This is a genomic window from Thermotoga sp. RQ7, from assembly GCF_000832145.1.
GTDB lineage: Bacteria > Thermotogota > Thermotogae > Thermotogales > Thermotogaceae > Thermotoga > Thermotoga neapolitana.
The window spans coordinates 176457-200046 of record NZ_CP007633.1 but is presented as its reverse complement, the minus strand read 5'-3'; the positions used below and the strand labels follow the sequence as shown (position 1 = coordinate 200046).

The window sequence follows — 23590 nt, the reverse complement described above, 5'->3', positions numbered from 1 at the left end:
CATGAGTTTGAAGAAAGAAGTGGAAAGGTTCATTTTGTCAGAGGATTACAAACCGATGGTTTTGAAGGAGATCTACAAAAGATTCAAAGCAAAGACGAGGGAGAAAAGAAGGAAAATCAGAGAAGTTGTGAAGAAACTTGAGAAAGAAGGAAAGATATTCAGGGACAGCAAGGGAAGGTACAGAAAGCTCGGGGAAGATCTGAAGGTTGGGACCATAGAATTCACCCGCAGTGGATACGTTGCCTTCGTCATCACGGACGAATTCGAAGAGATAGCAGTACCCGTTGAGGATACAAAATATGCCATGCACAAGGACAGAGTGGTAGTCGAAATAGTGGGTACCTGGCGAGGACTTCCAAGGGGACGTGTTGTGAGGGTCCTCGAGAGAGGCTTGAAGAGAGTTGTTGGTGTCTTCGATCACAAGGGGACCTTCGGATTTGTCGTGCCTGACGATCCAAAGATCGCCTACGACTTCTACGTTGCCCCTGAAAACATCGACGGAGCAAAGCCGAATCAGAAGGTGATAGCAGAGATATTGAAGTACCCCTCTCCGGGAAGAAATCCGGAAGCAAGGGTTGTGAAAGTTCTTGGAGATCTGGACGACCCATCCATTGACCTGCCCAGTGTGATAGTGAAGCACGACCTTCCAGAACCAGGAGAGTTTCCCGAAGAAGTGCTGAAGGAGGCAAATGCGATACCATCAAGGGTGAGAAAAAAAGATCTTGTGGGAAGAAAAGACATGAGGGACAGGGTCATCGTCACCATAGACGGAGAGGACGCCAAAGATTTCGACGATGCCATCTCGGTGGAAAAACTACCGAACGGGAATTACCTTCTCGGTGTTCACATAGCGGACGTTTCCCACTACGTGAAAGAAGGATCCGCTCTGGATCAGGAGGCTTTCAGAAGAGGAACGAGTGTCTACCTCATAGACACCGTCATACCGATGCTTCCGTTCAGACTCTCCAATGGAATATGCAGCCTTGTAGAGGGAAAAGACAGGCTCACGATGAGTGTGGAGATGGAGATAGACCGGGAAGGCCGCGTTGTGAAGTACGATGTCTTTCCCAGCGTGATAAGAAGCAAAAAGAGAATGATCTACGAAAGGGTTAACGAGTTCCTGGAGAATCCCTCCTCGGTGAAGGAATACGAACCCTTCAGTGAACTGATACACAACGCCGTGGAACTTGCCGAGATCCTGAGAGAGGCAAGGAGGAAAAGAGGTGCCATAATAGACATAGAAAGCGACGAAGTGAAGGTTGTACTCGACGAAAACGGCCAGGTGGTGGACATCGTTCCCAGAAAAAGAGGCATCGCAGAGAGGTTGATAGAGGAGTTCATGATAAGGGCAAACGAAACGATCGCGGAGATCTTCGACCACGCCGGACTTCCCTTCATGTACCGGGTCCACGAAGAACCCGATCCCGAGACGATCTTTCAGTTGAAGAACTACCTCGAAGCGATGGGAATAAGGGCAAAGTTCTCACACAACATACATCCCGGCATGCTTCAGAAACTCCTCGAGAAGGTGAAGGACCATCCCCTAAGAAGCAGTGTGGAGAGACTCCTTGTCCGATCGATGAAGAGGGCAATGTATTCCGCTGTGAACATCGGACACTTTGGGCTTGCCTCTTACGCTTACACACACTTCACCTCTCCCATAAGAAGGTATCCAGACCTTGTTGTTCACCGGCTTTTGAAACTGTATCTTGAGCAAAATGGATACTTCACACCTGAACAGATCGACAAGTTCTCCAAAGTGCTTCCAAAGATCGCAAAACACTGCAGTAGGAGAGAAAGAGTAGCGGATGAAGCAGAATGGGACCTCATCGCCATGAAGAAAGTCGAGTACATCTCCCGCCACATAGGTGAAGTGTTCGATGTGGTGGTGACAAACATCACAAAATTCGGTCTTTTCGTGGAGATTCCAGAAAAGAGCATCTCAGGTCTCGTACACATATCGACGCTCGACGACTACTATTACTACGATGAATCGAAGAACATGCTGATCGGAAGAAGGAAAGGGCGCATCTTCAGACTTGGAGATGTCCTCAAAGCAAAGGTTGTGAGGGCAGACAAGATCAGAGGGGAAATAGACTTCGAACTCGTAGAGAAGGAGGAGAAAGAAGGATGAAATCCTACAGGAAAGAGCTCTGGTTTCACACGAAGAAGAGGAGAGAATTCATCAACATAACACCCCTTCTGGAAGAGTGCGTGAAGGAGAGTGGTATAAAGGAAGGTCTTCTTCTGTGCAACGCCATGCACATCACGGCAAGCGTTTTCATAAACGACGATGAACCGGGTCTTCACCATGATTTCGAGGTATGGCTTGAAAAGCTCGCACCGGAGAAACCCTATTCCCAGTACAGGCACAACGACACCGGTGAAGACAACGCAGACGCCCATCTGAAACGAACGATCATGGGAAGAGAAGTGGTCATAGCGATCACGGATGGGAAACTGGATCTGGGGCCATGGGAACAGGTCTTCTACGGAGAATTCGACGGAATGAGGCCGAAAAGAGTTCTGGTCAAGATCATCGGAGAGTGATGGAATCGTGGAATTTTTGCTGACCGGCCTTGGAATCACCATACTGGTTCTTGGTGCAAACTGGCTCATAGAGGGCGCATCTTCGCTCGCTTTGAGACTTGGAATTTCCAAACTGGTAGTCGGTCTTTCGGTTGTGGCCTTCGGGACCTCTCTTCCAGAACTTGTTTCCTCGATCGTTTCCGCCTCAAAGGGTTACACGAGCATCGCCATCTCGAACGTGGTCGGAAGCAACATAGCGAACGTGGGACTTTGTCTTGGTCTTGCAGCCCTCTTCAGGGCAATTCCTGTCAAGAAAAGCACGATCAGATCGGAGATACCTTTCATGATCCTTTCGACGCTCTCTTTCATCAGTCTTTTTTTGAAAAACAACTACCTCTCATGGAACGATGGAGTGGTTTTCCTCTCTTTCATGGCGATCTTCATGTACTATCTGGTCACCTCTGCAAGGGATGTGGTGGAAGAGGAAATGGAAAAGATAAAGGAACAAAAGAGTGTTCCTTTGAGTGTTGCGATGATATCGGGAGGCATTCTGGCACTCTGGTTCGGTGGAAACCTTGCCATTGAAAACGCCGTTAAGATAGCAAGAAATTTCGGCCTTTCTCAGGCGTTCGTTGGACTCACCATCGTCGCCGTGGGAACTTCTCTTCCAGAACTTGTGGTCAGCGTAGTTTCGACGGTGAAGAAAGAGAGCGACATACTCGTTGGCAACATAGTGGGAAGCAACATCTTCAACATCCTGCTCATACTCGGTGTGAGTTCTTTCTTTAACAGACTGACTGTGGACGTGTCAAACTACACCATGGACCTGGTGTTTCTGCTCGTCACATCAATTCTTGTGTTCGTGTTTTCGGTTTCAAGGAAAAGGATATCTCGTCTTGAAGGAGTATCTCTTCTGCTCGTTTATTCCTTTTACATCTACCTTGTTGTAAGCAGAGGTTAGTGAACAAGCAGCAGCAGTAGCACCACCAGCAGAGTGGAACCTATGAAGAGTTCTTTGAAGTAGGTGTACTCGCTTCTGTCGATGATCACTTCCTGTTCCACAGACTGAACTTCGCTTTCCGTCGTTGCGGTGACTCTGACCCTGTACCTTCCGTCTGGAACCCCTTTCCCGTTCCAGATGATTTTGTTTGTTCCTTCAGAGCCCATCAGTCTTTTCGACCAGACAACTCTTCCCTGATCATCCAGTACCTCTATACTCAGGTTCGCTGGTTTGGACAGGTACACGTAAAAGGTCGTCTGATCTTCGTACCAGTCACCGTTTGGAGAGAACTTCTGTGGTTCTATCTTCAGGTTCAACTCAAGCACCTTCTCTTCCAGATATATATTCAGGGTTCTCTCTCCACGTGGAGATATCTGGACCGTCACAGTTTTTTCTCTGTATCCCTCTGCTTTAAAGGTGAGTGTCACCGTCCCGGCTGGTACGTAAAGGACGTCTTTCACACTGTAGACCTTTCCAATGTACCTTCCCTCTGCGAAAACTTCCACAGGATAGACGTTCGAAAAGACCCTCAGTGCACCGGCCTCTCTCAGATTGGCAAAGACCACGAACTCTCCTGGACTTGTGATGATGACTTCACCTTCGAAGGGAACGTACCAGGCCTTCTTCACAGTTATGACGAACTTTCCTGAAGAATTCAACGTCAAAACCATCTGACCGGTCACGTCCACCGTTCCCACGTAGTTTCCGTTTATGAAGACCTGTGAAAGGGGTTCTGAGTACACTACGAGAACGTAATTGCCCGCCATCACGGTGGCCGCCAGAACAAGAAAGATCGGCAGGAGTTTTCTCATAATTTCACCTCCTGTCTCTATTTTACACTGAAAATAAAAGACAAATGTGGTTCGGAAAACGAACTTGGAGCGTAGTATAATGGAAACCAGGGAAGGAGGGATCAAAGTGCTCAGTGAAAGTGTCGTCAGAGATGTTCTTTCGGCCGTTTTGAAAAACGGAGGAGATTTTGCCGAGGTGTTTTTCGAGAGAAAATACGAAAACCGCTTTGAGCTGAAGGATGGAAAGGTGGAGCGTGCAACGAGCGGGGAGATCGTCGGTGTGGGAATCAGGGGATTTCTGGGAACAAAGGCTGTCTACGCTTACACGAACGATCTCTCAAGAGACAACCTGCTGAACGTGGCAAAGAAAGTAGGAGAAGCCCTGGAAGAGACGAAAATCGAGGATCTCACCTTCAACTTCAACAGGACAAAGAGAAAGGAAAGGCACGTTGTGATCGTACCTCCTGATCGGGTGGAAAAAACAGAGAAAGTTGCTGTCATGAAAAGGGCCTACCAGGCGGCGAAAGACTATTCGAGTCTCATAAAGCAGGTGGTCGTCTGGTACTGGGACTACGATCAGGAGATCTTGGTGGCAAACTCCGAGGGAGTGTGGGCCGAAGACAGGCGTGTGAGGACACGCCTTATGATAAACGCCGTTGCCGAGAAAGATGGGGTTCTCGAAAGAGGTTTCTACGGTCCTGGGGCCGGGATGGGTTTTGAGTTCTTCGAACGAATAGACGTGGAAGAGGCTGCAAGAAAGGCTGCAAGGATCGCTGCTAGGATGGTTGAGGCAGAACCTGCTCCTGCCGGGAAGATGACGGTCGTGATAGCAAACGGGTTCGGTGGAGTGATCTTCCACGAGGCGGTGGGACACGGCCTGGAAGCAACATCTGTGGCCAAAGGGGCCTCTGTTTTTGCTGGAAAACTTGGTCAGAAAGTGGCGGCAGAATGTGTTTCTGCAGTGGACGATGCCACTATTCCAAACGGATGGGGTTCTGCGAACGTGGACGATGAGGGAACTCCCACACAGAGAACCTTACTGATAGACAAAGGGATTCTCGTAGGATACCTCGTGGACAGACTCGGTGCAAGGAGAATGGGGATGAAAAGCACGGGAAGTGGTAGAAGACAGGATTACACCTTCCCGCCCACTTCAAGAATGAGTAACACCTTCATCCTTCCCGGTGATTACCATCCAGAGGAAATCATCTCCGCCACAGAATATGGACTCTACGCCAAGACGATGGGTGGAGGTTCCGTGAATCCCGCAACGGGAGAGTTCAATTTCGCTGTCTCTGAAGCCTATCTCATAGAAAAAGGAAGGATCACAAAACCCGTGCGCGGAGCCACGTTGATAGGAAAGGGTCATGAGATTATACAGAAGATAGACATGGTGGGGAACGATCTGGCACGCGATCAGGGAATGTGCGGTTCGTTCTCCGGGTCGATTCCTGCCGATGTGGGACAACCCACCATAAGAGTCAAAGAGATAGTGGTAGGGGGGCGAAACAGATGACACTCGAAGAGTTCAAAGATAAACTGTTTGCGATCGCAAAGAGAAAAGGAGTGGAGGCACAGGTAAGTTTTGTGGAAACAAGGGAATTTTCACTTCGGCTTGCAAACGGTGAACTCGATCAGTACACGGACGCCGGAAAGTCCAGCATCGAGGTAAAGGTTCTGAAAGAAGGAAAAACCGGTGTGTTTCGAACGCAGGTTCTCGAAGATCCCGAACGCTGCCTCGAGGAAGCCCTGGGCAACCTTCGGGTCAAAGACAGTGAGGAAGAAGAGTTCTTCTTCGAAGGCGGCGAGTACAAGCCCATGGAAACCTATGCCGGCAAGTTTGAAAGGCTCTCTGTGAAAGAAAAGATGGAAATGGCAAAACGGGCCCATGAAAGTGCCTCAAGTGATGAGAGGATCATCATGGTTCCGACAGTGATGTATCGGGACTTTGTCACAAGAAAGCATCTTTCGAACACCCTGGGTCTCAACGCGGACGGGATGGCAGATGGAGGGTACATCTTCGTGATGGCGGTTGCAAAGGACCAAAACCCAAGATCGGGTTTCTGGTTCGAAATTGCAAGAGTTCCGGAAGATCTCAACCCCGAAGAGGTAGGAAACCGGGCGTCAAAGGAGGCCATTTCCCTGATAGGGTCAAAACCGATAGAATCCGGGAAATACCCTGCTGTTGTGAGAAACACGGCCCTTCTTGATCTCATGGAGATGTTCATTCCGATGATTTCGGCAGAGAACGTGCAGAAAAACCTGTCACCCTTGAAAGGCAAACTTGGAAACCAGGTGGGAAACGCTGTTGTGTCCATAAAGGATCTTCCTTACCATTCCAGAGGACTTGCGAGTACTCCCTTCGATGATGAGGGAGTTCCTACGACCGAAAAGTACGTTCTGGAAAGCGGTGTATTGAAAACCTTCCTTCACAACCTGAAGACAGCGAAGAAAGAGGGTGTGAACCCAACTGGAAACGGTTTTGAAAACGGAATACAGCCCGTCAACCTGATGATGGTTCCGGGAAATTCATCCTTCAACGATCTTTTGAAAGAGATGGGAAAGGGCGTGGTCATAACGGAAGTTGAAGGAATGCACGCAGGTGCAAACTCCATATCCGGTGAATTTTCCCTTTTTGCAAAGGGATACTGGGCAGAAAACGGAGAGATCATGCACGGCCTGGAGGAGTTCACCATTTCAGGGAACTTCCTTGACTTTTTGAAGAAGATTGTTCTGATTGGAAACGACGTGAAGGTGTCCTACCGCACGATAGCGCCCAGTGTCCTGGTGGAGGTACTGGATGTGGCGGGAAAGTAAAGCTCTCATCTTTCTTCTTTTGACCGCCACTCTGCAGGGCTCAACGTTTCCACTGCAAAAACTCGTGGTGAGTGATATTTCACCCTTCGTCTACAACGCGGTCAGGTTTGGGATCGCCGCACTGCTTTCTCTGTGGATGTTCGGTCCAGGAAGGTTCAAGAGGGGATTTCTGCTGGGACTTGTACTCTGTGGGGCGTACATTTTCCAGATATGGGGACTGAGGTTCACCAGTGCAGCAAAGAGTGGCTTCATCGTCTCAAGTTTTGTCTTCTTCGTTCCGATCTTTTCTTTCCTTCTGGAAGGTGAAAGACTCAGAAAGATGCACCTTCTTTCTTTTGCACTCGGTTTTTTCGGAATCTACCTGCTCACAGGAGGAATGGGGAGTTTTTCCTCCGGAGATCTTTTCCAGTTGATCTGTGCTGTGCTTTTTGCGCTCCACGTGGTGTTGATCACCAGATTTTCAAAAGTGGAAAGAGAAAAGGATATGATGTTCTGGCAGTTTCTGGTCGTTGCGATGATCAACTTTGTATTTGGAGCAGGCAGTTTTCATCTTCCAGTCGATGCTCTGGCTGTTGGTCTGTACAGTGGTGTCTTCGCCACGGCTTTTGGGATACTCTGGCAGATGCGCTATCAAAAAGAGGTTGGAAGCAACACAACTGCCCTGGTTTACATGACTCAACCCTTCATCTCCCTGGTGCTTTCGATTTTGCTGCTTGGGGAGAAAATGAGTGTCTTGCAGTTTGTGGGAGGACTGATCACAGCTTTTGCTTTTTTCACCGGAACATGTGTGAGGAAGAAAAGGTCTACATAAATAGGGAGAGGGGTAGGTGGTCGCGGGGACGCACACTCGCGTTCCCCGAGGAAAGTCCGGACTCTGGAGCGGGGTGCCGGGTAACGCCCGGGAGGGGTGACCCTCGGACAGGGCCATAGAGAAGAAGACCGCCCGATGAGGGCAAGGGTGGAACGGTGGGGTAAGAGCCCACCAGCGTCGGGGCAACCCGGCGGCTTGGCAACCCCCACCTGGAGCAAGGCCAAGCAGGGGGTTGGGTTGCTCCCCCTATTCCCCCGGGTTGGCCGCTTGAGGTGTGCGGTAACGCACACCCCAGATTGATGACCACCCACGACAGAATCCGGCTTATACCCCTCTCCCGTGCTATAATTTTTTCACAAGGTCTCAATCGGTGGTGAAACGATGCTGAACAGAATTGAACTCGAATCGGAAGCCAGAGCGGTGGTCAGAGAACTGGAATCGCTGAGAAAAAAGAACTTTTCCAGGGAAGAAAAAAGGCTTCTTATGAAAGCCTACGAGTTCGCATGGATCGTTCATGAGGGACAGAAAAGGTTCTCTGGAGATCCGTTCATTTCACATCCTGTGGAGGTTGCAAAGATCCTGGCCGAACTTGGGGTCGACTCCACCACGCTGGCTGCGGCCCTTCTTCACGATACGATCGAGGACGGTGAAGGTGTCAGTCTCGATCAAATAAAGGAACTCTTTGGAAATGAGATCGCAAGGATAGTGGATGGGGTCACCAAGGTGAGCAGCATAAACGCTCCCGTCGGACCGGATCAGGATTCCAGAAAAAGAATGGAGACCATACAGAAGATGTTTCTCGCGATGGCCGAGGATATGCGTGTGATCTTCGTGAAACTCGCCGACAGACTCCACAACATGCGCACCATACAGTACGTTCAGGACCCGGAGAAGAAAAAATACAAGGCCTATGAGACCCTAGAGGTGTACGCACCACTGGCTCACAAACTGGGCATATATTCCATAAAATCGGAACTCGAGGATCTTGCTTTCAAGGTTCTGTATCCAGAGGAGTACTACAGGATAAAAGAACTCGTTGCAGAGAAAAAGAAAGAAAGGGAAAAGAGAACGAACGAGTACATCTCAATCCTGAAAAGCGCCCTCGAGGAACACAGAATAAAGGCCACCGTTGAAGGAAGGTACAAGCACTACTACAGCATCTGGAGGAAGATGAAAGAAAAGGGAAAAAAGTTCGAGGAGATCTACGATCTCATAGCCCTCAGAGTGGTGGTGAAGGATGTTACCACCTGTTACACTGTACTTGGAATAGTACACAACATCTGGAAACCCCTTCCTGGTAGGTTCAAAGACTACATCGCTGCTCCAAAATCGAACGGTTACAGGTCTCTCCACACAACGGTCATCACTGGATATGGTGAACCTCTGGAGATACAGATCAGAGACGAGGAGATGCACAGAGAGGCTGAGTACGGTCTCATTGCTCACTGGATATACAAAGAAAAGCCCGACGTGAAGACGGCAAAAGAATGGATAGAAAGGCTCCTTGACTGGAGAAAAGAACTCGCTCAGGGGTTTACAGAGTTTGAGGACATAAAGAAGGAACTCCAAATGGACGAGGTTTTCGTCTTCACACCCAAGGGTGATATCATCCACCTTCCCAAAGGTGCCACCCCCATTGACTTTGCTTACGCTATACACACGGAAGTAGGGCATCACTACAGCGGTGCAAAGGTGAACGGAAAGATCGTTCCCATCGACTATCAGTTGAAGAACGGAGACGTTGTGGAGATCATCGTGAACAAGAATTCTTCCGGTCCCAGCGTCGACTGGTTGAAATACGCCAGAACGCACAACGCACGGGCAAAGATCAGAAGGTTTCTGAAAGAAAAACTCGCTCCAGAACTTGTTGAAAAGGGAAAGGAAACCCTCAGAAGGATATGCAGAAAACTGGGAAAATCCTTTGAGGAAGTGATGCAGTCAGATGGAATAAAAAAGTACCTGAACTCTTACCCAGAGAGAGACTTCTTCATGAAAATTGGAGAAGGCAGTATCACGACGCAGGATCTGATAGAGGCCATCCTGGGAAAGAAAATTGTCGTAAAGAGAAAAACAAAGAAGAAAAAGGCGCAATCTCAGAATATCGTGACAGTCGACGGAATAGAAAGCATAGAGTTTCATATAGCCAGGTGCTGCCATCCAATAAAGGGAGATCCGATTGTGGCTGTTGTGAGCAAAAGGGGAATGAGCATTCACAGAAGTGATTGCAAAAACCTGAAGGGTATTTCTCAGGAGAAGATATTCCCGGCGGAATGGAATCTTGAAGCGTCGGAGATGTTCGATGCCTATGTAAGGGTTGTTCTCGATTCTGAAAAAAGCCTTCCCAGTCTTATAGACCGTGTGACAAACCTCGGAGCCGAGTTTGTCGGTGTGAAGACTTTGAAAGACAGAAATCCCATCCTCGTCCAGCTCCATATAAGGATCTCCAACACCGGTGAATTGAACGAATTTTTGAGCAGGTTGAAGGCTTACAGGTACGTTCTGGACGCAGAAAGGGTGATACAGTGAGAGCAGTTGTTCAGAGAGTGAACGAGGCGAAGGTGATCGTAGATGAAAAGGTGGTGGGAGCCATTGGGAAGGGGCTCCTTGTTTTTGTCGGTGTTGGAAAGGACGATACGGAGAAAGACTGTGAATGGCTCGCCGAGAAGGTATCTGGACTTCGGATATTCGAAGATGAAGAAGGAAAGATGAACCTCTCGATCATGGATGTTGGGGGAGAAGTGCTCGTCGTCTCTCAGTTCACACTCTACGGAGACTGCCGAAGAGGGAAGAGGCCTTCATTCACAGAAGCCGCTCCTCCCGAGAAAGGAAAGGAACTTTACGAGAAGTTCGTAGACCTTCTGGAAAAGAAAGGGTTGAAAGTGGAAAAGGGTATCTTCAGAGCACACATGCATGTTCATCTGGTAAACGATGGACCCGTCACACTCCTTCTGGATTCCTCCAGGCTCTTTTGAGGTGAGAGGGTGCTGATACACGTTTGCTGTGCACCGGATCTTCTCACAACGCTTTTTCATGTGAAAGATGCGGAGTTCTTCTTTTACAATCCGAACATCCAGCCTCCTCTAGAGTACAGAAAGAGAGAAGACGCCGTGAAGAATGTGGCGTCTCATTTTTCCTTGAAGGTGATCTTTGGAGAGCGTTCAGTGGACGAGGTGAAAAGATGGTATTCCATCGTTCGAGATTACAGAGATCTCGGCGAAGGCAGTGAAAGATGCAGAAGATGTATCAGTTTCCTTCTGGAACGAACCGCTCAGGAGGCTTTGAAGAGAGGATACAATTTCTTTTCCACCACCCTCCTTGCGAGTCCAAAAAAGGACCTTTCTATGATCGAGGAGATAGGAAGGGTTCTGGAGAAAAAGTACGGTGTGGTGTTCTATTTTAAGAATTTCAGAAAGGGAGGAGCCTATCAGGAAGGCGTGAGACTTTCCAGAGAACTGGGGATTTACAGACAGAACTACTGTGGGTGTGTGTTCAGTCTTCTGGAGAGAAGAAGGAGGAAGCTACATGTTGAAGCTTCCAGAGAGAATAACAGTTTGTGACGGTGAAAAAATCCTGTGGAACGGTCTTGGACTCTCCGACTCCTCCATCCTCGAGACCGCAAAGACCGTTCTGGAGTCGAATGTTCCCGTGAAAGGGAAGGTCTACTGTTTTCCTGCAAAGACGGTTCTTGGGAAAATGGCAGTTTTTGTTGAAACAAGAATCGAGCCCCGTGATCTGATCGTCGATCTTTTGAACCATGAATTCCTCAAAACAAGGTGGTACAATGAAGAAGTGGAGAAGGTGGTGGAGGTCCTTTCTGAAAACTGGCGCCCTGGAAAAAGGGTCTTTGTGGCACAGGCAGAAAGTTTTGAAAAGCGCCTTCATCTCAGAGAAGAGATTTCTTCGTTTGTGGATGCTGTTTACAACGCTGGAGATTTCGACGCTGGAATTTCTCCTTCGAACGTTTCTTTTCATGAGGCAATTTCGGGGGGAAAGATCGCATTTTCAGATCCGGAAAAAGAACTCCGGGAAGCAGTAAGAAAGGCCCTGATGATGATCAGATATGTTGAACAGAGCGTGTCCTTTTACGAGAGACTCTACGAGTACACCTTCACGATGAAGGTACCCGTCTCGGACGCTGTGAGAATTTTCCTGATGACGGGAGACGTTTCGAAGACAGCCGACACGATGAAAAAAAGTGAAGAAGAGGTGTTCAGGGAAATTCTCGAGTTCGAACGAAATTTTCTCATTTCTCCAAGGATTCCCCTGGAAGCCTTCTTATTGCTAAGGGAGGGCTGAAGTTGCAGAACCTGATGTTTCTCATTGTTCCTTCCAGGCGTTCATACATAAAGATTGCACGCTCTGCCATGCGTGATTTTTTGTTGCTCAACGACTTTCCAAACAGCGTGGTTGTGGACATGGAGATCGTCCTTGGAGAGATCCTCGCCAATGTGATCAAGCACACCTACAAGAAGGATGAGACGAAAAAGATCGTTGTAAGTTATGTGGTGAAAGATAAAACCTTCTACATACTTGTGAGGGATTTTGGTGAGCCTGTGGATCCCTCCAGGTTGAAACCCATTCCTCCCGATTTGAAAAACCCCAGAGAGGGAGGGTACGGTCTTTACATAATCCATCAGGTCGCTGACGAGTTCAGAATACGACCCCTGAAACGGGGAAATCTCACCGTGGTCAGGAAAGATTTGAGGTGACACGATGGTTGTGAACGTCATCGGAGCAGGGCTTGCAGGGTCGGAAGTTGTTTACAACCTCGGAAAACGCGGAGTGAAGGTACGCCTCTACGAAATGCGTCCAAAAAAGATGACAGAAGTACACAAAACCGGGTACTTTGCAGAACTTGTCTGTAGCAATTCTTTCAAATCAGAAGAGGTCACAAACGCCGAGGGTCTTCTGAAGGCCGAGATGAAGATGATGGGATCTGTGGTGCTCGAAGTGGCAGAAAGAACGCGCGTTCCTTCAGGAAAAGCGCTGGCTGTGGATAGAAACGCCTTCGCAAGGAAGGTTACAGAAATCATAGAGGATATGGAAAACGTTGAAATCGTGAGGGAGGAAGTGACCAGTTTCAATCCCGATGAGGGTATCTGGATAGTGGCAACGGGACCGGCTACCTCGGAAGGGCTTCTTTCTTTTCTGAAGGAGCTTCTGGGAGAAGACTTTCTGTTCTTCTTCGATGCTGTCTCTCCGATTGTGAGCTTTGAGTCCATAGACATGAGTCGGGCTTTCTGGGGAGATAGATTCGGAAAGGGAAACGATTACATAAACTGTCCTCTCACCCAGGAAGAGTACGAGGAACTCTGGAAAGCACTCGTTGAGGCAGAGGTCATTGAAATGGAGGATTTCGACAGGAGTCTTCTCTTCGAACGATGCCAGCCCGTTGAGGAGATCGCTCGAAGCGGAAAAGACGCTCTGAGATACGGTCCTTTGAGACCGACAGGGCTGGTGGATCCTCGAACCGGTAAAGAACCGTACGCCGTGGTTCAACTTCGTCGTGAAGACAAAGAAGGAAAATTTTACAGCCTCGTTGGATTTCAGACCAGGTTAAAATGGGGAGAACAGAAGAAGGTCATCCAGAAGATTCCCTGCTTGAGAAACGCGGAGATCGTCCGCTACGGTGTGATGCACAGAAACATATACATCAATTCTCCCAGGGTTCTCGATCCCTTCTTTCGTTTGAAGAAACATCCCAGCGTTTTCTTCGCCGGCCAGATCACCGGTGTGGAAGGTTACATGGAATCGGCAGCGTCCGGGATCTACGTGGCGTACAACGTGTACAGGATCCTGAGGGGTCTTTCTCCGCTTCGTCTTCCTGAGGAAACCATGATGGGAGCGCTCTTCAGTTATATAATAGAAAAGGTCGAAGGAGATCTGAAGCCGATGTACGCAAACTTTGGACTGCTTCCTCCTCTTTCTGTCCGGGTTCGAAACAAGTTCGAGCGCAGAAAACGCCTCGCAGAACGGGCTATGAAGGCGATGAGAGAGTTTCTGGAGAAAAATCCCTGGTGAAGCGAGGGGGTAGGGGTGAAGGTGGAGTTCACTGTATCGGAAGACAGAATGCAGGCTTACGCTATCGTGAGGAAAGAAAGACCTGACGAACCTCCCCTGTCGAAGGAAGAGTTCATGAGTGCTCTGCAGTCTGCCAGGATAAAGTACGGAATAAAGGAGGAGATGATTGATGATCTTATAAAATCTCCAGTTTACAACACACCCGTTCTGATCGCAGAGGGCACTCCACCCGTCGATGGCGAAGATGGAAGAGTGGAGCTTCTGAAGAAAGTGGAGGGCGTTTCTCAGAGTGACGGTAGAGTCGATCTCAGGGAAATCCCTGCAAAGCAAAGGGTCATCGTTAAAAGGGGAGAGACCATTGCTCGCATCATACCACCCACTTCCGGCAAAGAGGGAAGGGATGTTTTTGGAAATCCCGTAAAACCAAAACCGGGAAGGATGCCAGAGTACCACCTTGGATACAACGTGACGATGAAGGACAACGAGATCATCGCCACAAAGAGCGGCATACTGATCATCGAACCGAACGGAACGATACATGTGAACGATACTCTGGAAGTGGAATCAGTTGACTATTCCACCGGGAACATAGATTTTCCGGGCAGGGTGATCGTGAAGGGTGATGTGAAGCCGGATTTCGTTGTGAGGGCCCAGGAAGACATCGAAGTGAAGGGGGTCATAGAAGCGGCAACGGTCGTTTCCTTCAACGGCAGCATCACAGCAGGTGGTATAAAGGGAAGAGGAAAGGCTTTCGTGAAGGCAAAGAAAACGATCAAAACGGTCTTCGTAGAGAACGCAGAGGTGGAAGCCGAGGAAGTGGTGGTGGAAAAGAACATAGAAAATTCCACTGTCAAAGCCAGTAGTGTAACGGTGACGGGAAGTAAAGGCAGCATAAGGGGTGGTGTGACAATCGCTCGAGTCAGGGTTGAAACCTTTCAGCTTGGCTCTCCCATAGGAGTCAAAACGAGAGTGGAAGTGGGTGTCGATCCGGAAGTGAACGAGAAGATAAAGATCATCTCTGCTCAGGTTTCGCTCGATAAGGCAAACGTTCAAAAACTCACCAAGGTTCTGGTTGAGCTCAGAAAGATGCAGAGCACTCTCAAGGACAAATTTCCCCCCGACAAGGAAGCTCTCCTGAACAAGGTGAGCAACACACTGATAAATCTCAGAGATTCCATACAGAAGAACGAGCAGGAGCTAAAAAGGTTGAACGAGATAGCTGAGGAGATGGCAAAGAACGCCGCGGTCATTGTGAAGGAAGTCGTTTATCCGGGTGTTGAGGTCGTCATGTTCAACAAAGTGTTTCGTGTGGAGAAAGAACTCACAAAAGCGGTTTTCTACTACAGAGACGGCGAAATAAGGGTGGGAGGTTATTCGGAATGACGATCAAGGTTCTTCCAAAATTGAGGAAACAGATCTGGGGCAGCCATCGCCTTGGAAGAATGTTTGGATCGGAAGAGAAGATAGGTGAGGTTTGGCTTCTCTCAGGACATCCTCTGTTCATCACCGAAACATCGGAAGGCCTGGATCTCAACAAAGACATGGAGAAGATCTTGGGGAAGGTCTTTCCTCGCTTTCCACTCCTTGTGAAACTCATCTCCGCCGAAGACTGGCTCTCGGTACAGGTGCATCCAGACGACGAAGAAGCACAGAAACTGGAAAAGGAACCCTGGGGGAAGACGGAAGCATGGTACTTCGTGGAAAACGGACAGATAGCCATTGGGGAAGATCCTGAAAAAATCAAAGAAGCATTTTCGAGTGGAAACTGGGATGAAGCGTTGAAAAAGGTGAATGTCCAGCCCGGAACTTTTGTCTTTCTTCCCGCAGGAACGGTGCACGCACTGGGGCCCAGCGGCTTTCTTGTGGAAGTTCAGCAGTCTTCAGATCTCACCTACAGAGTCTACGACTGGGACCGGGGCAGAGAGCTCCACGTGGAAAAGGCTTTCAAGGTGATGAAAAAAAGAAAGATTGAAGATCTTCTGATAAAGAACTTCGAAAAGTTCGAGTGTGAATACTTCAGGATCAGAAAGACGCGCGAGGAAACTCTGAAGGGGTTTTGTGCAATCGTTGTTCTTGAAAGAGGAGAGCTCGATGGAAGAAGGGTAGAACCCTTTGAAACGTTCATCGTTCCAGAGGGAGAGAGTGCCTATTTGAACGCACTCGCTCTTGAAATAAAACTTGGCAGTTTCTTCGAAGGATGGGGTGAGAGAACATAAAGAGAGTCTTCATAAGCGATCTTCACATAGGAGATGGGTCCGCCAAGGATGATTTCTTTTTCGATAGCGAACTTTCAGATTTTCTGGAAGACATACTGAATGAAAAAGAAGTGGAACTCTTCATCGTAGGAGACGGCTTTGAGATTCTCGAAAGCCGTGTTGTGAAAGAACTGGGGCTTGTCTCCTTCGATGAAGTACTGAAGAGCCTCGATGACACCGTAATAAACGAGATAGAGAAAAAGCATGAAAAGATCTTCGAAACACTCAAGAAGTTCGCAAAAAGACACACCATCTACTACGTGGTGGGAAATCACGATTATCATATTCTCAAAAACAAAAACCTGCAAAAGGCTTTGAAGGAAAGATTCGAGCACCTTGAGATCCTGCCCTACTACTACGATGAAAAAACAAAGCTCCTAGTTCTTCACGGTAACCAGTTCGACGTTATAAATCGCTTCTCACTGGACAGAAAAAGCGGAAAAGTAATACCACCGCTTGGCGATTTCATAGCGAGGTACATGATGGTGAACTTCGACGAAAACGTCATAAACTTTGCTCCAGAAGAGGTGGTACGAGACTATGACAACGTGAGACCTCTTCTCGATGTTTTTCACTGGTTCGAGTATGTAACGGAGATCTACGACATCGGTGTCGACCTGGTGGAACTCTGGTTGAAAAGCTTTCTCACCATGTTGAAAACGAGTGAAGCAAAGAGATGGATGAGAAACAACTTTCCAAGGACTCACTGGATCTCCAGGTTGTTCGTGAACAGGTTCGGTGGTCTGGAAATGGGCAGAATTCTTGTGAGGACGGTCTACACGTTCAGAAAACTTCGCAGGGTGGACTACCTTCAGAAGTGGGCCAGGATTGTACTGAAGGGAAGTCAAAAGTGGAAGAGATTCATGGTGGGCTACGCCGAAGATTTGGACAAAATTGACAGAGTCGATATACTTGTAATGGGACACGTTCACCACTTCACCTACAGGATAGTTCCAGCACCTGATGGAAAAAAACTGTACGTGAACTGTGGTAGCTGGAGGCCCGTTCTGGAAAAGATCGGGATGAAGAGAAAACACGGCTTTCACAAAAAGGCAGAGCTTCCGAAGATAACGATGGACTTTTCGAACGGCAGGGTTGAGGTGAAGGCGTCGATTACGAACATGATTGGAAAGATTTGAGGGGGAGACCATGATCTCTAACCCTGTTCTTGGTTACAGGCTGGATCCGGGAGAACCGGGAATTCCGTATTCGGCTCCCGCAAGTCGTAGTGTGCTCAGGGTACTTTCCCAGGAGATATCGAATCTGCTGGCGTTCAAGAAGGAAGCCTTCAGAGAGGGCGGGTACGTTATATACAGCAACATAGCCCTCGATATGAGAAAGCGTGGATCCTTCCTTGCGGCGATCGCAGGGCGAACGCAGGTTTACATATACACTCCGGTGTCCCAGAATGGAGAGAAAGTGAATGATTTTCAGGACAGACAGGATGAAATAGAAAGAAAGATCCTGGAACTTCAAAGGCGTCTCAGTCAAGAAACCGATCCAGTTGAAAGAGAAAGATTGAAAGAAGATATAGAAAGGCTGAAACTGGCACTCAGCGTGTTGAAAGCAGGTCTCAGGACACCGGAACTTCTTGTAGGAGTGTTACTCGACAGCCTCGTCTGAGAATACCTTCAGGAAAGCATCCACCACCGACGGATCGAATTTTTTCCCCGATTCCTTTTTGATGATCTCTACGGCCTCGTCGTGGGTTTTCGCGCGTCCTTCCCACTCGGACGAGACGAAATTGGTGAGAACATCGTAATAGTCACAAACGGCTATGATGCGTGCTTCAAGAGGTATCTCCTCACCCTTGAGACCATCCGGATAACCCGTTCCATCCCAGTTTTCGTGGTGGTGTCTTACGATGGGAACGGCATCCCAGAGTACTTCAAGAGACGCCAGAAAAACAGAACCCATGATCGTGTGATCCTGAGGATATTGCTCGAATATCCGGATCCTCGTTGGTGTGTAGAGCATTAGTTGTTCGATACCTATCTTTCCAACGTCGTGGAGCATGGCGTATTCCTTCAAAAGAGAAAGCCGCTCTTCGGAGAGTCCCAGTTTTTTCCCAACGCGTTCAGCAAGCCTTGCCACCCTCTGAGAATGACTCCAGCCGTTCTCATCCTCTATCTCCATCAGAACCACCATCGCCTGAAGAAGACCACTCACCATTCTCCGAACCCAGCTTCCAGCGAGCATTTTCTCACCTGAAAGAACATAAGCCACGACAGCCGGGAGTTCTCTGTTGTCTCCAGGAGTCTCCAGAAGTTTTTCCTCTCCCCTGTAGATTGCGTAACCATCTTTTTCTCTCACAACCGAAACACCGGAGAAGGGAATCTTCTTCTTTAAGAAGGCTATATCTGATTCCTCCAGATCATCCACTCTCGTGTAAAGCCTGTCTATCTTCTCCACGATTTTTTCAAAGTCTTCTTCCTCGAAAAAGCACTTCATTCTCATCCCTCCAGTGTGAGCTCCAGCTTTCTATCCCTCACTTCTTTTTTCAGCGTGTCTATGAAATGATCCATTTCCACGTCCTTTATCTCTTTTCCTGAGCGTGTTCTCACAGAGAGTTTTCCGCTTTCCAGCTCTCTGTCTCCCAGCACGACCATGTAGGGTATCTTCTGAATCTGTGCCTGTCTTATTCGGTATCCCAGCGTTTCTCTTCGGTCGTCCAGGAAGACCCTGAATCCCTCCCTGGAAAGCGTCATTGCTACTTTCTTTGCTCCTTCGCTGTGTTTGTCCGAAATCGGAATCACCGCCACCTGGACCGGTGCGATCCAGGTTGGAAATGCCCCTGCGAAATGTTCTATGAGGATCCCAAAGAATCTCTCTAAAGAGCCGTATATCGCCCTGTGTATCATCACCGCTGTATGTTCTCTGTTGTCGGGTCCGATGTACGTTACGTTGAACTTTTCTGGCATCATGAAGTCAAGTTGTATTGTTGCGCACTGCCATTCTCTTCCCAGAGAGTCCTTTATGTGAAAGTCTATCTTTGGACCGTAGAAAGCACCCTCTCCCTCGTTCACCCTGTAGGGAAGGCCAGCCCTGTCCAATGCTTTTTTCAATGCGTTCGTGGCTTTTTCCCAGATCGCTTCATCGCCCATGTGGTCTTCTGGCATCGTACTGAGTTCGACCCTGTAGGTGAAACCGAACTGGCTGTATATGGTGTTTATCAGTTCCAGAACACCGAGTATCTCGTCTTCGATCTGATCCGGTGTGCAGAATATGTGTGCGTCATCCTGAGTGAAGGATCTCACCCTCATGAGGCCATGGAGAACCCCGCTCCTTTCGTATCTGTGCACCCGGCCAAACTCGAAGAATCTCAGAGGAAGATCCCTGTAGGACACGGCTCTGCTTTTGTACACGAGGATGTGTCCGGGACAGTTCATGGGCTTTACAGCGTACCTTTCCTCACCTTTTTCAATGAAATACATGTTCTCGGCGTAGTGATCCCAGTGTCCTGAGATTCTCCAGAGTTGTTCATTCATTATGAGCGGGGTGAATATCTCCTGGTAACCCCTCTCCCGGTGCAGTTCCCTTGAAAAGTTCATCAGTTCGTTGAGCACGATGACTCCCCTGGGGAGGAAGAACGGCATTCCGGGAGCGTAGTCGGTGTTCAGCATGAAGAGCTCCAGCTGAGGTCCCAGTTTTCTGTGATCTCTTTTCTGGGCCTCTTCGAGGAACTTCAGATAATTTTCGAGATCTTCTTTTTTCGCAAAAGCGGTTCCATAAACCCTTGTGAGCATGGGGTTTTTCTCACTGCCTCTCCAGTAAGCTCCGGACACCGAAAGCAACTTGAAGTGTTTCACAACACCGGTCGAAGGAAGATGTGGTCCTCTACACAGGTCCACGAATTCCCCTTGACGATAGATCGTCACCGTGTCTCCTTCTATTTCCTCTATCAGTTCTAACTTGTACGGCTGATCTTTGAAGATTTCTTTTGCCTCGTCTTTGCTGATCTCTTCTCTCTCTATGGGAAGATTTTCCTTGATTATCTTTTTCATCTCCTGTTCTATCCTTGGAAGATCTTCCTCTGTGAGCTTTCCGTTTCTGATGTCGAAGTCGTAGTAGAAACCGTTCTCTATGGTGGGACCTATGCCCAGTTTCACGTTTTCTTTTCCGTACAGTCTCATGACGGCCTGGGCGAGGATGTGTGCCATCGTGTGTCTGTAGAACTCGGGTGCTTCGGGGTCTTCGAGTGTTACAAAACGTATTCTGCAATCCCTCTCCAGGGGCCTTTTGAGATCCCAGAGTTCTTCGTCCACGACAGCACCTATCACCTTTTTGATACCGACTTCCCGAGCGATTTCCATCGGTTTTGTTCCCTTTTCGTATTCCCTTTCACTTCCATCCGGAAGGACCACTTTTATCTTCATCGCTTTCCCTCCTTCAATTTTTCGTACAGTGCCCTGGCGACTTCGGGGGTTACCCACTCCGTCACATCGCCTCCGTACATGGCCACTTCTTTAACAAGGCTCGATGAAACGAAGGAGAACTCTTCACTCGCCGTCAGAAAAACCGTTTCCAGTTCACCGTACAGTTTCTTGTTGGCAAGGGCCATCTGAAGTTCGTACTCGTAATCTGTCACAGCCCTGAGGCCCCTCACCAGAACTTTTATACCATGTTCCTTCAAATAATTCACGAGCAAACCTCTGTGAACGTCTATTCTCACCCTGTCCACGTTTTTCAATGCGGATTCTACAAGTTTTCTTCTCTCCTCAAGACTGAAGAGGCATCTCTTTCGCGGGTTTTCGGTTATGAGAACCACCAGTTCGTCGAATATGCTCAGTGCCCTCTTTATTATGTCCACATGCCCCAGTGTTATGGGATCGAAGGAACCGGGATACACGGCTACCATCCTACCATCTCCTGCCTATGCATTCCACCTGAAAGAACGTTCTGTCCTCTACCCTGAAGGCTGTGAGTTTTCCTCCATAGACGCATCCTGTGTCTATACCTATTTTATCCGACGAAACGTAAGGCTTCTCAAGGGGAGTATGGCCGAACACCACCGTTTTCCCGGGGAGGGGGTTTTCGCTGTAGATGAACTCTTCCCTTATCCACACAAGATCGAAAGGATCCTGCTCCTCAAGAGGAATTCCCGGCTTCACACCACCGTGGACGAATACGAAATTTCCCTTTTCGTAATAGTAAACGGTGCTTTCGAAAAAATCCAGGTACTTTCTGATCTCATCAATGCCTCCAAAACTTTCCACCGTGCTTCTTGCTCCGTTGAAATACCATAGATCGCATCCGGAGTGATTTTTCACACAGTTCAGGAGCATCTCCTCATGATTTCCCCTCAAAAAGATACATCTGTGGTGTTTGGAAAGTTCCATCAAGAATTCCACCACTTCTTTCGAGTTCGGTCCTCTGTCCACGTAGTCTCCGAGGAAAACGAGTTCGTCTTCCTTTCCCAGTGGGAGTTTTTCAAGGAGAGCCTTTAAAGCGAAGAAGCAACCATGTATGTCGCCCACAGCGTACGTCATCAGATGATCCTCCCGTACATCATCCAGTTCCAGATGAAAGACACGGCCACACCAAGAGCAGGACTCAACCACCACCTCACGTCGGGTTTTCTGAATTTCCAGAGTCTATAGAGAAAACCGAGGGCAAGAGAAAGAAAAGCGAAAACCTCCTTTCCAGCAAGGAGAAAAACGAAGAAAGCAAGTCTTTCAGAGATTCCCTCTATATCGGAGATCTTTGGATCACCGGGCACGAAGTTGCGGAAAAGATACGTTATAGCCACAGAAACAGCGTTCATCCCGAGAAGATAGAAAACGAACTCCGACGTGAGATAGGAGTTTGCGAAGAGATCCTTGATGTAAAGATTCAGGATCAGAAACACGGCAAGAAGAGAAATCTCCAGCAGATCTATCGCCCGTTTCTTTCCTCTTCTGTGCAGATACACCCTGAGGACATCCCCCATCAGATGAACCGCCACTGCCACAAAGAAGACAACCGTACCGCTCACTGACTCGAACACAACGTCGAAGGTGAAAGCCAGAATCGCAAAGACAGACCAGATCATATGACCTATCAATTTCCAACCAGTGTACTCTCTTATCTTCGCGTTGTTCGTGAAACCATGATCTGCCACGACGTGACCGAGAAAAAGATGAAACGGAAACAACCAGATCACCTCCAGATCCTCTCTTCCAGTTTGGAGAAGAAGTTTTTCAACTTCTCGAACTTCACAAATTCCTTTATCATAAGGGAGGCGTTGATCTCAAGAGGTCCCTCTTCTATCGCCTCCATGTATATCTCCTCCAGTTTTCCTACAAAGCGCTCCACAGACCATTCTCTTTTCACGAACTCTCTTCCTTTTCTGGAAAGTTCGTTTTTGAGGCGGGTGTTCGTGAGGATCTCTCTCAGGGTTTTAGCAAAGACTTCTTCATTCTCTTCGTCCAGAAGTATCGCTCCCTCGCAACCCTTGAGGACATCTTTCACACCCTTCCACTTCAAGGCCACAACCGGAAGGCCGGAAGCCAGGGCCTCCAGAAGCACCAGCCCCTGTGTTTCCGTCTTCGAAGCGAACACAAAGACATCTCCCAGTTTGTAATACTCTGGTATTTCCTCGTGGTCAACGTATCCGGTCACGATGAGGTTCAGTTTTTTTTCTTTTGCGATCTCTTCGACCTCTTTTCTCTCGGGACCATCCCCCACCATCACGAAAAACAGATCCGGGGAGTTCAATTTCTCGAAGATTCTCAGAAGGAAATCCACGTTCTTTTCCTTCGCTATCCTTCCGACGTACAGCAGCACCTTTTTTCCTTCCAGTCCCAGTTTTTTCCTGAGATCTCCAGCCTCAGCCGATTCGAACCTTTCGACCTCTATCCCCGTTGGAAGGACCCTGATGGGCCTCTTCACCCCGTAACTTTCCAGTTCTGCCTTTATGTCCTCTGTCGGTGCAATCACCACGTTCACCAGATTGCAGAACCACGCACTGAAGTGTTCAACCATCCTTTTCGAGGGTGTGAAAGGCTTGGGGATGTAGTGCCTGTACTCAGGAAGAAGCGTGTGGTACGTGTGAACATGTGGAAGTTTCAGTTCCTCCTGAACCTTGAGCGCTTTGAATCCCATGAAAAAAGGTGAATGACTGTGCACCACCTGAATTTCTTCTTTTCTCACAAAATCCAGAATCTTTCTGGTTGAGGCAATGGAGATTCTGTGCTGTCTTTCTGAGGGAAAGGGGATGCTTTTCACTACAAGGACATCTTTTTCATTTTCCGGTGCAGAGGGTGCAACCACAAACACCCTGTGTCCCCGCTCTGTGAGCTTTTTCTTGTAAAGTCTTATGGACGTTGCCACTCCGTTCACCTGAGGTGCGTAGGTATCGCTGAACATCCCGATGTTCATACTCCAT

Annotated in this window: 23 protein-coding genes and 1 other RNA gene; 17 read left to right on the top strand and 7 right to left on the bottom strand. The window is 48.4% G+C overall.

What is annotated here, in order from left to right; genetic code table 11:
* The first annotated feature begins 1 nt into the window (after window position 1).
* From rnr to TRQ7_RS01030, 3 genes are read left to right on the top strand one after another with little or no spacing between them, the layout of a single operon-like run.
* Complete coding sequence (rnr, locus tag TRQ7_RS01040) at window positions 2-2134, top strand: ribonuclease R (RefSeq protein WP_041843799.1); 2133 nt, start codon at window positions 2-4, stop codon at window positions 2132-2134.
* A complete protein-coding gene (locus tag TRQ7_RS01035) occupies window positions 2131-2550 on the top strand; it encodes a secondary thiamine-phosphate synthase enzyme YjbQ (RefSeq protein ID WP_015920273.1) in 420 nt (139 codons plus the stop codon). Before rnr ends, TRQ7_RS01035 begins: the two co-directional genes overlap by 4 nt.
* Window positions 2551-2557: 7 nt before the next feature.
* Entirely contained in the window at window positions 2558-3490 is a 933-nt protein-coding gene (locus TRQ7_RS01030; protein WP_041843798.1) for a calcium/sodium antiporter, read from the top strand.
* Here the strand turns inward: TRQ7_RS01030 and TRQ7_RS01025 are convergent.
* Entirely contained in the window at window positions 3487-4341 is an 855-nt protein-coding gene (locus TRQ7_RS01025) for a FlgD immunoglobulin-like domain containing protein (RefSeq protein ID WP_038068131.1), read from the bottom strand. The genes TRQ7_RS01030 and TRQ7_RS01025 overlap by 4 nt on opposite strands.
* A 106-nt stretch (window positions 4342-4447) precedes the next feature.
* On the opposite strand from TRQ7_RS01025, the gene TRQ7_RS01020 reads away from it, so the two are divergent.
* The 14 genes from TRQ7_RS01020 to TRQ7_RS00960 all read left to right on the top strand — a co-directional run bounded on the left by TRQ7_RS01020 (window position 4448) and on the right by TRQ7_RS00960 (window position 17847).
* On the top strand, window positions 4448-5836 hold the full coding sequence (locus tag TRQ7_RS01020; RefSeq protein ID WP_038068129.1) for a TldD/PmbA family protein: 1389 nt from the start codon (window positions 4448-4450) through the stop codon (window positions 5834-5836).
* Window positions 5833-7137: a TldD/PmbA family protein gene (locus TRQ7_RS01015; RefSeq protein WP_041843797.1), complete on the top strand. Its 1305-nt coding sequence runs from the start codon at window positions 5833-5835 to the stop codon at window positions 7135-7137. Before TRQ7_RS01020 ends, TRQ7_RS01015 begins: the two co-directional genes overlap by 4 nt.
* Entirely contained in the window at window positions 7121-7948 is an 828-nt protein-coding gene (locus TRQ7_RS01010; RefSeq protein ID WP_038068127.1) for a DMT family transporter, read from the top strand. Before TRQ7_RS01015 ends, TRQ7_RS01010 begins: the two co-directional genes overlap by 17 nt.
* A gap of 4 nt (window positions 7949-7952) precedes the next feature.
* Window positions 7953-8290, top strand: an RNA gene (gene rnpB, locus TRQ7_RS09475) — RNase P RNA component class A.
* Between the two features lie 39 nt (window positions 8291-8329).
* Window positions 8330-10474, top strand: a complete 2145-nt coding sequence (locus tag TRQ7_RS01005; RefSeq protein WP_041843796.1) for a bifunctional (p)ppGpp synthetase/guanosine-3',5'-bis(diphosphate) 3'-pyrophosphohydrolase — start codon at window positions 8330-8332, stop codon at window positions 10472-10474.
* Window positions 10471-10920 (top strand): D-aminoacyl-tRNA deacylase, encoded by a 450-nt coding sequence (dtd, locus tag TRQ7_RS01000; protein WP_015920266.1) that lies wholly within the window; start codon window positions 10471-10473, stop codon window positions 10918-10920. Before TRQ7_RS01005 ends, dtd begins: the two co-directional genes overlap by 4 nt.
* Before the next feature lie 9 nt (window positions 10921-10929).
* Entirely contained in the window at window positions 10930-11505 is a 576-nt protein-coding gene (locus tag TRQ7_RS00995; RefSeq protein WP_041843795.1) for an epoxyqueuosine reductase QueH, read from the top strand.
* The gene (locus TRQ7_RS00990; RefSeq protein WP_038068125.1) at window positions 11471-12244 is read left to right on the top strand and encodes a DUF4940 domain-containing protein; all 774 of its coding nucleotides are present in this window, start codon (window positions 11471-11473) and stop codon (window positions 12242-12244) included. Before TRQ7_RS00995 ends, TRQ7_RS00990 begins: the two co-directional genes overlap by 35 nt.
* Window positions 12245-12246: 2 nt before the next feature.
* Window positions 12247-12657: an anti-sigma regulatory factor gene (locus TRQ7_RS00985; protein WP_015920263.1), complete on the top strand. Its 411-nt coding sequence runs from the start codon at window positions 12247-12249 to the stop codon at window positions 12655-12657.
* A 4-nt stretch (window positions 12658-12661) separates the two neighbouring features.
* Entirely contained in the window at window positions 12662-13969 is a 1308-nt protein-coding gene (gene trmFO / locus TRQ7_RS00980) for a methylenetetrahydrofolate--tRNA-(uracil(54)-C(5))-methyltransferase (FADH(2)-oxidizing) TrmFO (RefSeq protein ID WP_015920262.1), read from the top strand.
* A gap of 15 nt (window positions 13970-13984) precedes the next feature.
* The gene (locus TRQ7_RS00975; RefSeq protein WP_015920261.1) at window positions 13985-15352 is read left to right on the top strand and encodes a FapA family protein; all 1368 of its coding nucleotides are present in this window, start codon (window positions 13985-13987) and stop codon (window positions 15350-15352) included.
* On the top strand, window positions 15349-16185 hold the full coding sequence (locus tag TRQ7_RS00970) for a type I phosphomannose isomerase catalytic subunit (RefSeq protein WP_015920260.1): 837 nt from the start codon (window positions 15349-15351) through the stop codon (window positions 16183-16185). Before TRQ7_RS00975 ends, TRQ7_RS00970 begins: the two co-directional genes overlap by 4 nt.
* Window positions 16182-17363 carry a metallophosphoesterase gene (locus TRQ7_RS00965; RefSeq protein WP_038068123.1) on the top strand — a complete coding sequence of 394 codons (1182 nt, stop codon included), beginning with the start codon at window positions 16182-16184 and terminating at the stop codon, window positions 17361-17363. The genes TRQ7_RS00970 and TRQ7_RS00965 overlap by 4 nt, the downstream gene beginning before the upstream one ends.
* Before the next feature lie 10 nt (window positions 17364-17373).
* Window positions 17374-17847 carry a hypothetical protein gene (locus TRQ7_RS00960; protein WP_041843794.1) on the top strand — a complete coding sequence of 158 codons (474 nt, stop codon included), beginning with the start codon at window positions 17374-17376 and terminating at the stop codon, window positions 17845-17847.
* On the opposite strand, the gene TRQ7_RS00955 is transcribed toward TRQ7_RS00960, so the two are convergent.
* Genes TRQ7_RS00955 through TRQ7_RS00930 form a run of 6 tightly spaced genes read right to left on the bottom strand, consistent with a single transcriptional unit; the run spans window position 17827 to window position 23583 of the window.
* Window positions 17827-18675, bottom strand: coding sequence for an HD-GYP domain-containing protein (locus TRQ7_RS00955; protein WP_038068120.1), 849 nt, complete (start codon window positions 18673-18675; stop codon window positions 17827-17829). The two genes, TRQ7_RS00960 and TRQ7_RS00955, sit on opposite strands and share 21 nt — an antisense overlap.
* Window positions 18676-18677: 2 nt before the next feature.
* Entirely contained in the window at window positions 18678-20600 is a 1923-nt protein-coding gene (gene thrS / locus TRQ7_RS00950) for a threonine--tRNA ligase (RefSeq protein WP_041843793.1), read from the bottom strand.
* Entirely contained in the window at window positions 20597-21082 is a 486-nt protein-coding gene (gene coaD, locus TRQ7_RS00945; protein WP_015920255.1) for a pantetheine-phosphate adenylyltransferase, read from the bottom strand. Before coaD ends, thrS begins: the two co-directional genes overlap by 4 nt.
* A 1-nt stretch (window position 21083) precedes the next feature.
* Window positions 21084-21713 (bottom strand): metallophosphoesterase family protein, encoded by a 630-nt coding sequence (locus TRQ7_RS00940; RefSeq protein ID WP_015920254.1) that lies wholly within the window; start codon window positions 21711-21713, stop codon window positions 21084-21086.
* Window positions 21713-22357, bottom strand: a complete 645-nt coding sequence (locus TRQ7_RS00935) for a hypothetical protein (RefSeq protein ID WP_038068118.1) — start codon at window positions 22355-22357, stop codon at window positions 21713-21715. The genes TRQ7_RS00940 and TRQ7_RS00935 overlap by 1 nt, the downstream gene beginning before the upstream one ends.
* Window positions 22358-22362: 5 nt before the next feature.
* The gene (locus TRQ7_RS00930) at window positions 22363-23583 is read right to left on the bottom strand and encodes a glycosyltransferase family 4 protein (protein ID WP_015920252.1); all 1221 of its coding nucleotides are present in this window, start codon (window positions 23581-23583) and stop codon (window positions 22363-22365) included.
* Window positions 23584-23590 lie beyond the last annotated feature (7 nt).

Excerpts from the sequence above, each read along its gene's own strand:
- TRQ7_RS00960 (WP_041843794.1), top strand. The coding sequence starts at position 17,374 with ATGATCTCTAACCCTGTTCTTGGTTACAGGCTGGATCCGGGAGAACCG.
- TRQ7_RS01015 (WP_041843797.1), top strand. The coding sequence starts at position 5,833 with ATGACACTCGAAGAGTTCAAAGATAAACTGTTTGCGATCGCAAAGAGA.
- coaD (WP_015920255.1), bottom strand. The coding sequence starts at position 21,082 with ATGGTAGCCGTGTATCCCGGTTCCTTCGATCCCATAACACTGGGGCAT.
- TRQ7_RS01005 (WP_041843796.1), top strand. The coding sequence starts at position 8,330 with ATGCTGAACAGAATTGAACTCGAATCGGAAGCCAGAGCGGTGGTCAGA.
- trmFO (WP_015920262.1), top strand. The coding sequence starts at position 12,662 with ATGGTTGTGAACGTCATCGGAGCAGGGCTTGCAGGGTCGGAAGTTGTT.
- rnr (WP_041843799.1), top strand. The coding sequence starts at position 2 with ATGAGTTTGAAGAAAGAAGTGGAAAGGTTCATTTTGTCAGAGGATTAC.
- TRQ7_RS00955 (WP_038068120.1), bottom strand. The coding sequence starts at position 18,675 with ATGAAGTGCTTTTTCGAGGAAGAAGACTTTGAAAAAATCGTGGAGAAG.
- thrS (WP_041843793.1), bottom strand. The coding sequence starts at position 20,600 with ATGAAGATAAAAGTGGTCCTTCCGGATGGAAGTGAAAGGGAATACGAA.
- TRQ7_RS01010 (WP_038068127.1), top strand. The coding sequence starts at position 7,121 with ATGTGGCGGGAAAGTAAAGCTCTCATCTTTCTTCTTTTGACCGCCACT.
- TRQ7_RS01025 (WP_038068131.1), bottom strand. The coding sequence starts at position 4,341 with ATGAGAAAACTCCTGCCGATCTTTCTTGTTCTGGCGGCCACCGTGATG.
- TRQ7_RS01035 (WP_015920273.1), top strand. The coding sequence starts at position 2,131 with ATGAAATCCTACAGGAAAGAGCTCTGGTTTCACACGAAGAAGAGGAGA.
- TRQ7_RS00970 (WP_015920260.1), top strand. The coding sequence starts at position 15,349 with ATGACGATCAAGGTTCTTCCAAAATTGAGGAAACAGATCTGGGGCAGC.
- TRQ7_RS00940 (WP_015920254.1), bottom strand. The coding sequence starts at position 21,713 with ATGACGTACGCTGTGGGCGACATACATGGTTGCTTCTTCGCTTTAAAG.
- TRQ7_RS00990 (WP_038068125.1), top strand. The coding sequence starts at position 11,471 with ATGTTGAAGCTTCCAGAGAGAATAACAGTTTGTGACGGTGAAAAAATC.
- TRQ7_RS00930 (WP_015920252.1), bottom strand. The coding sequence starts at position 23,583 with ATGAACATCGGGATGTTCAGCGATACCTACGCACCTCAGGTGAACGGA.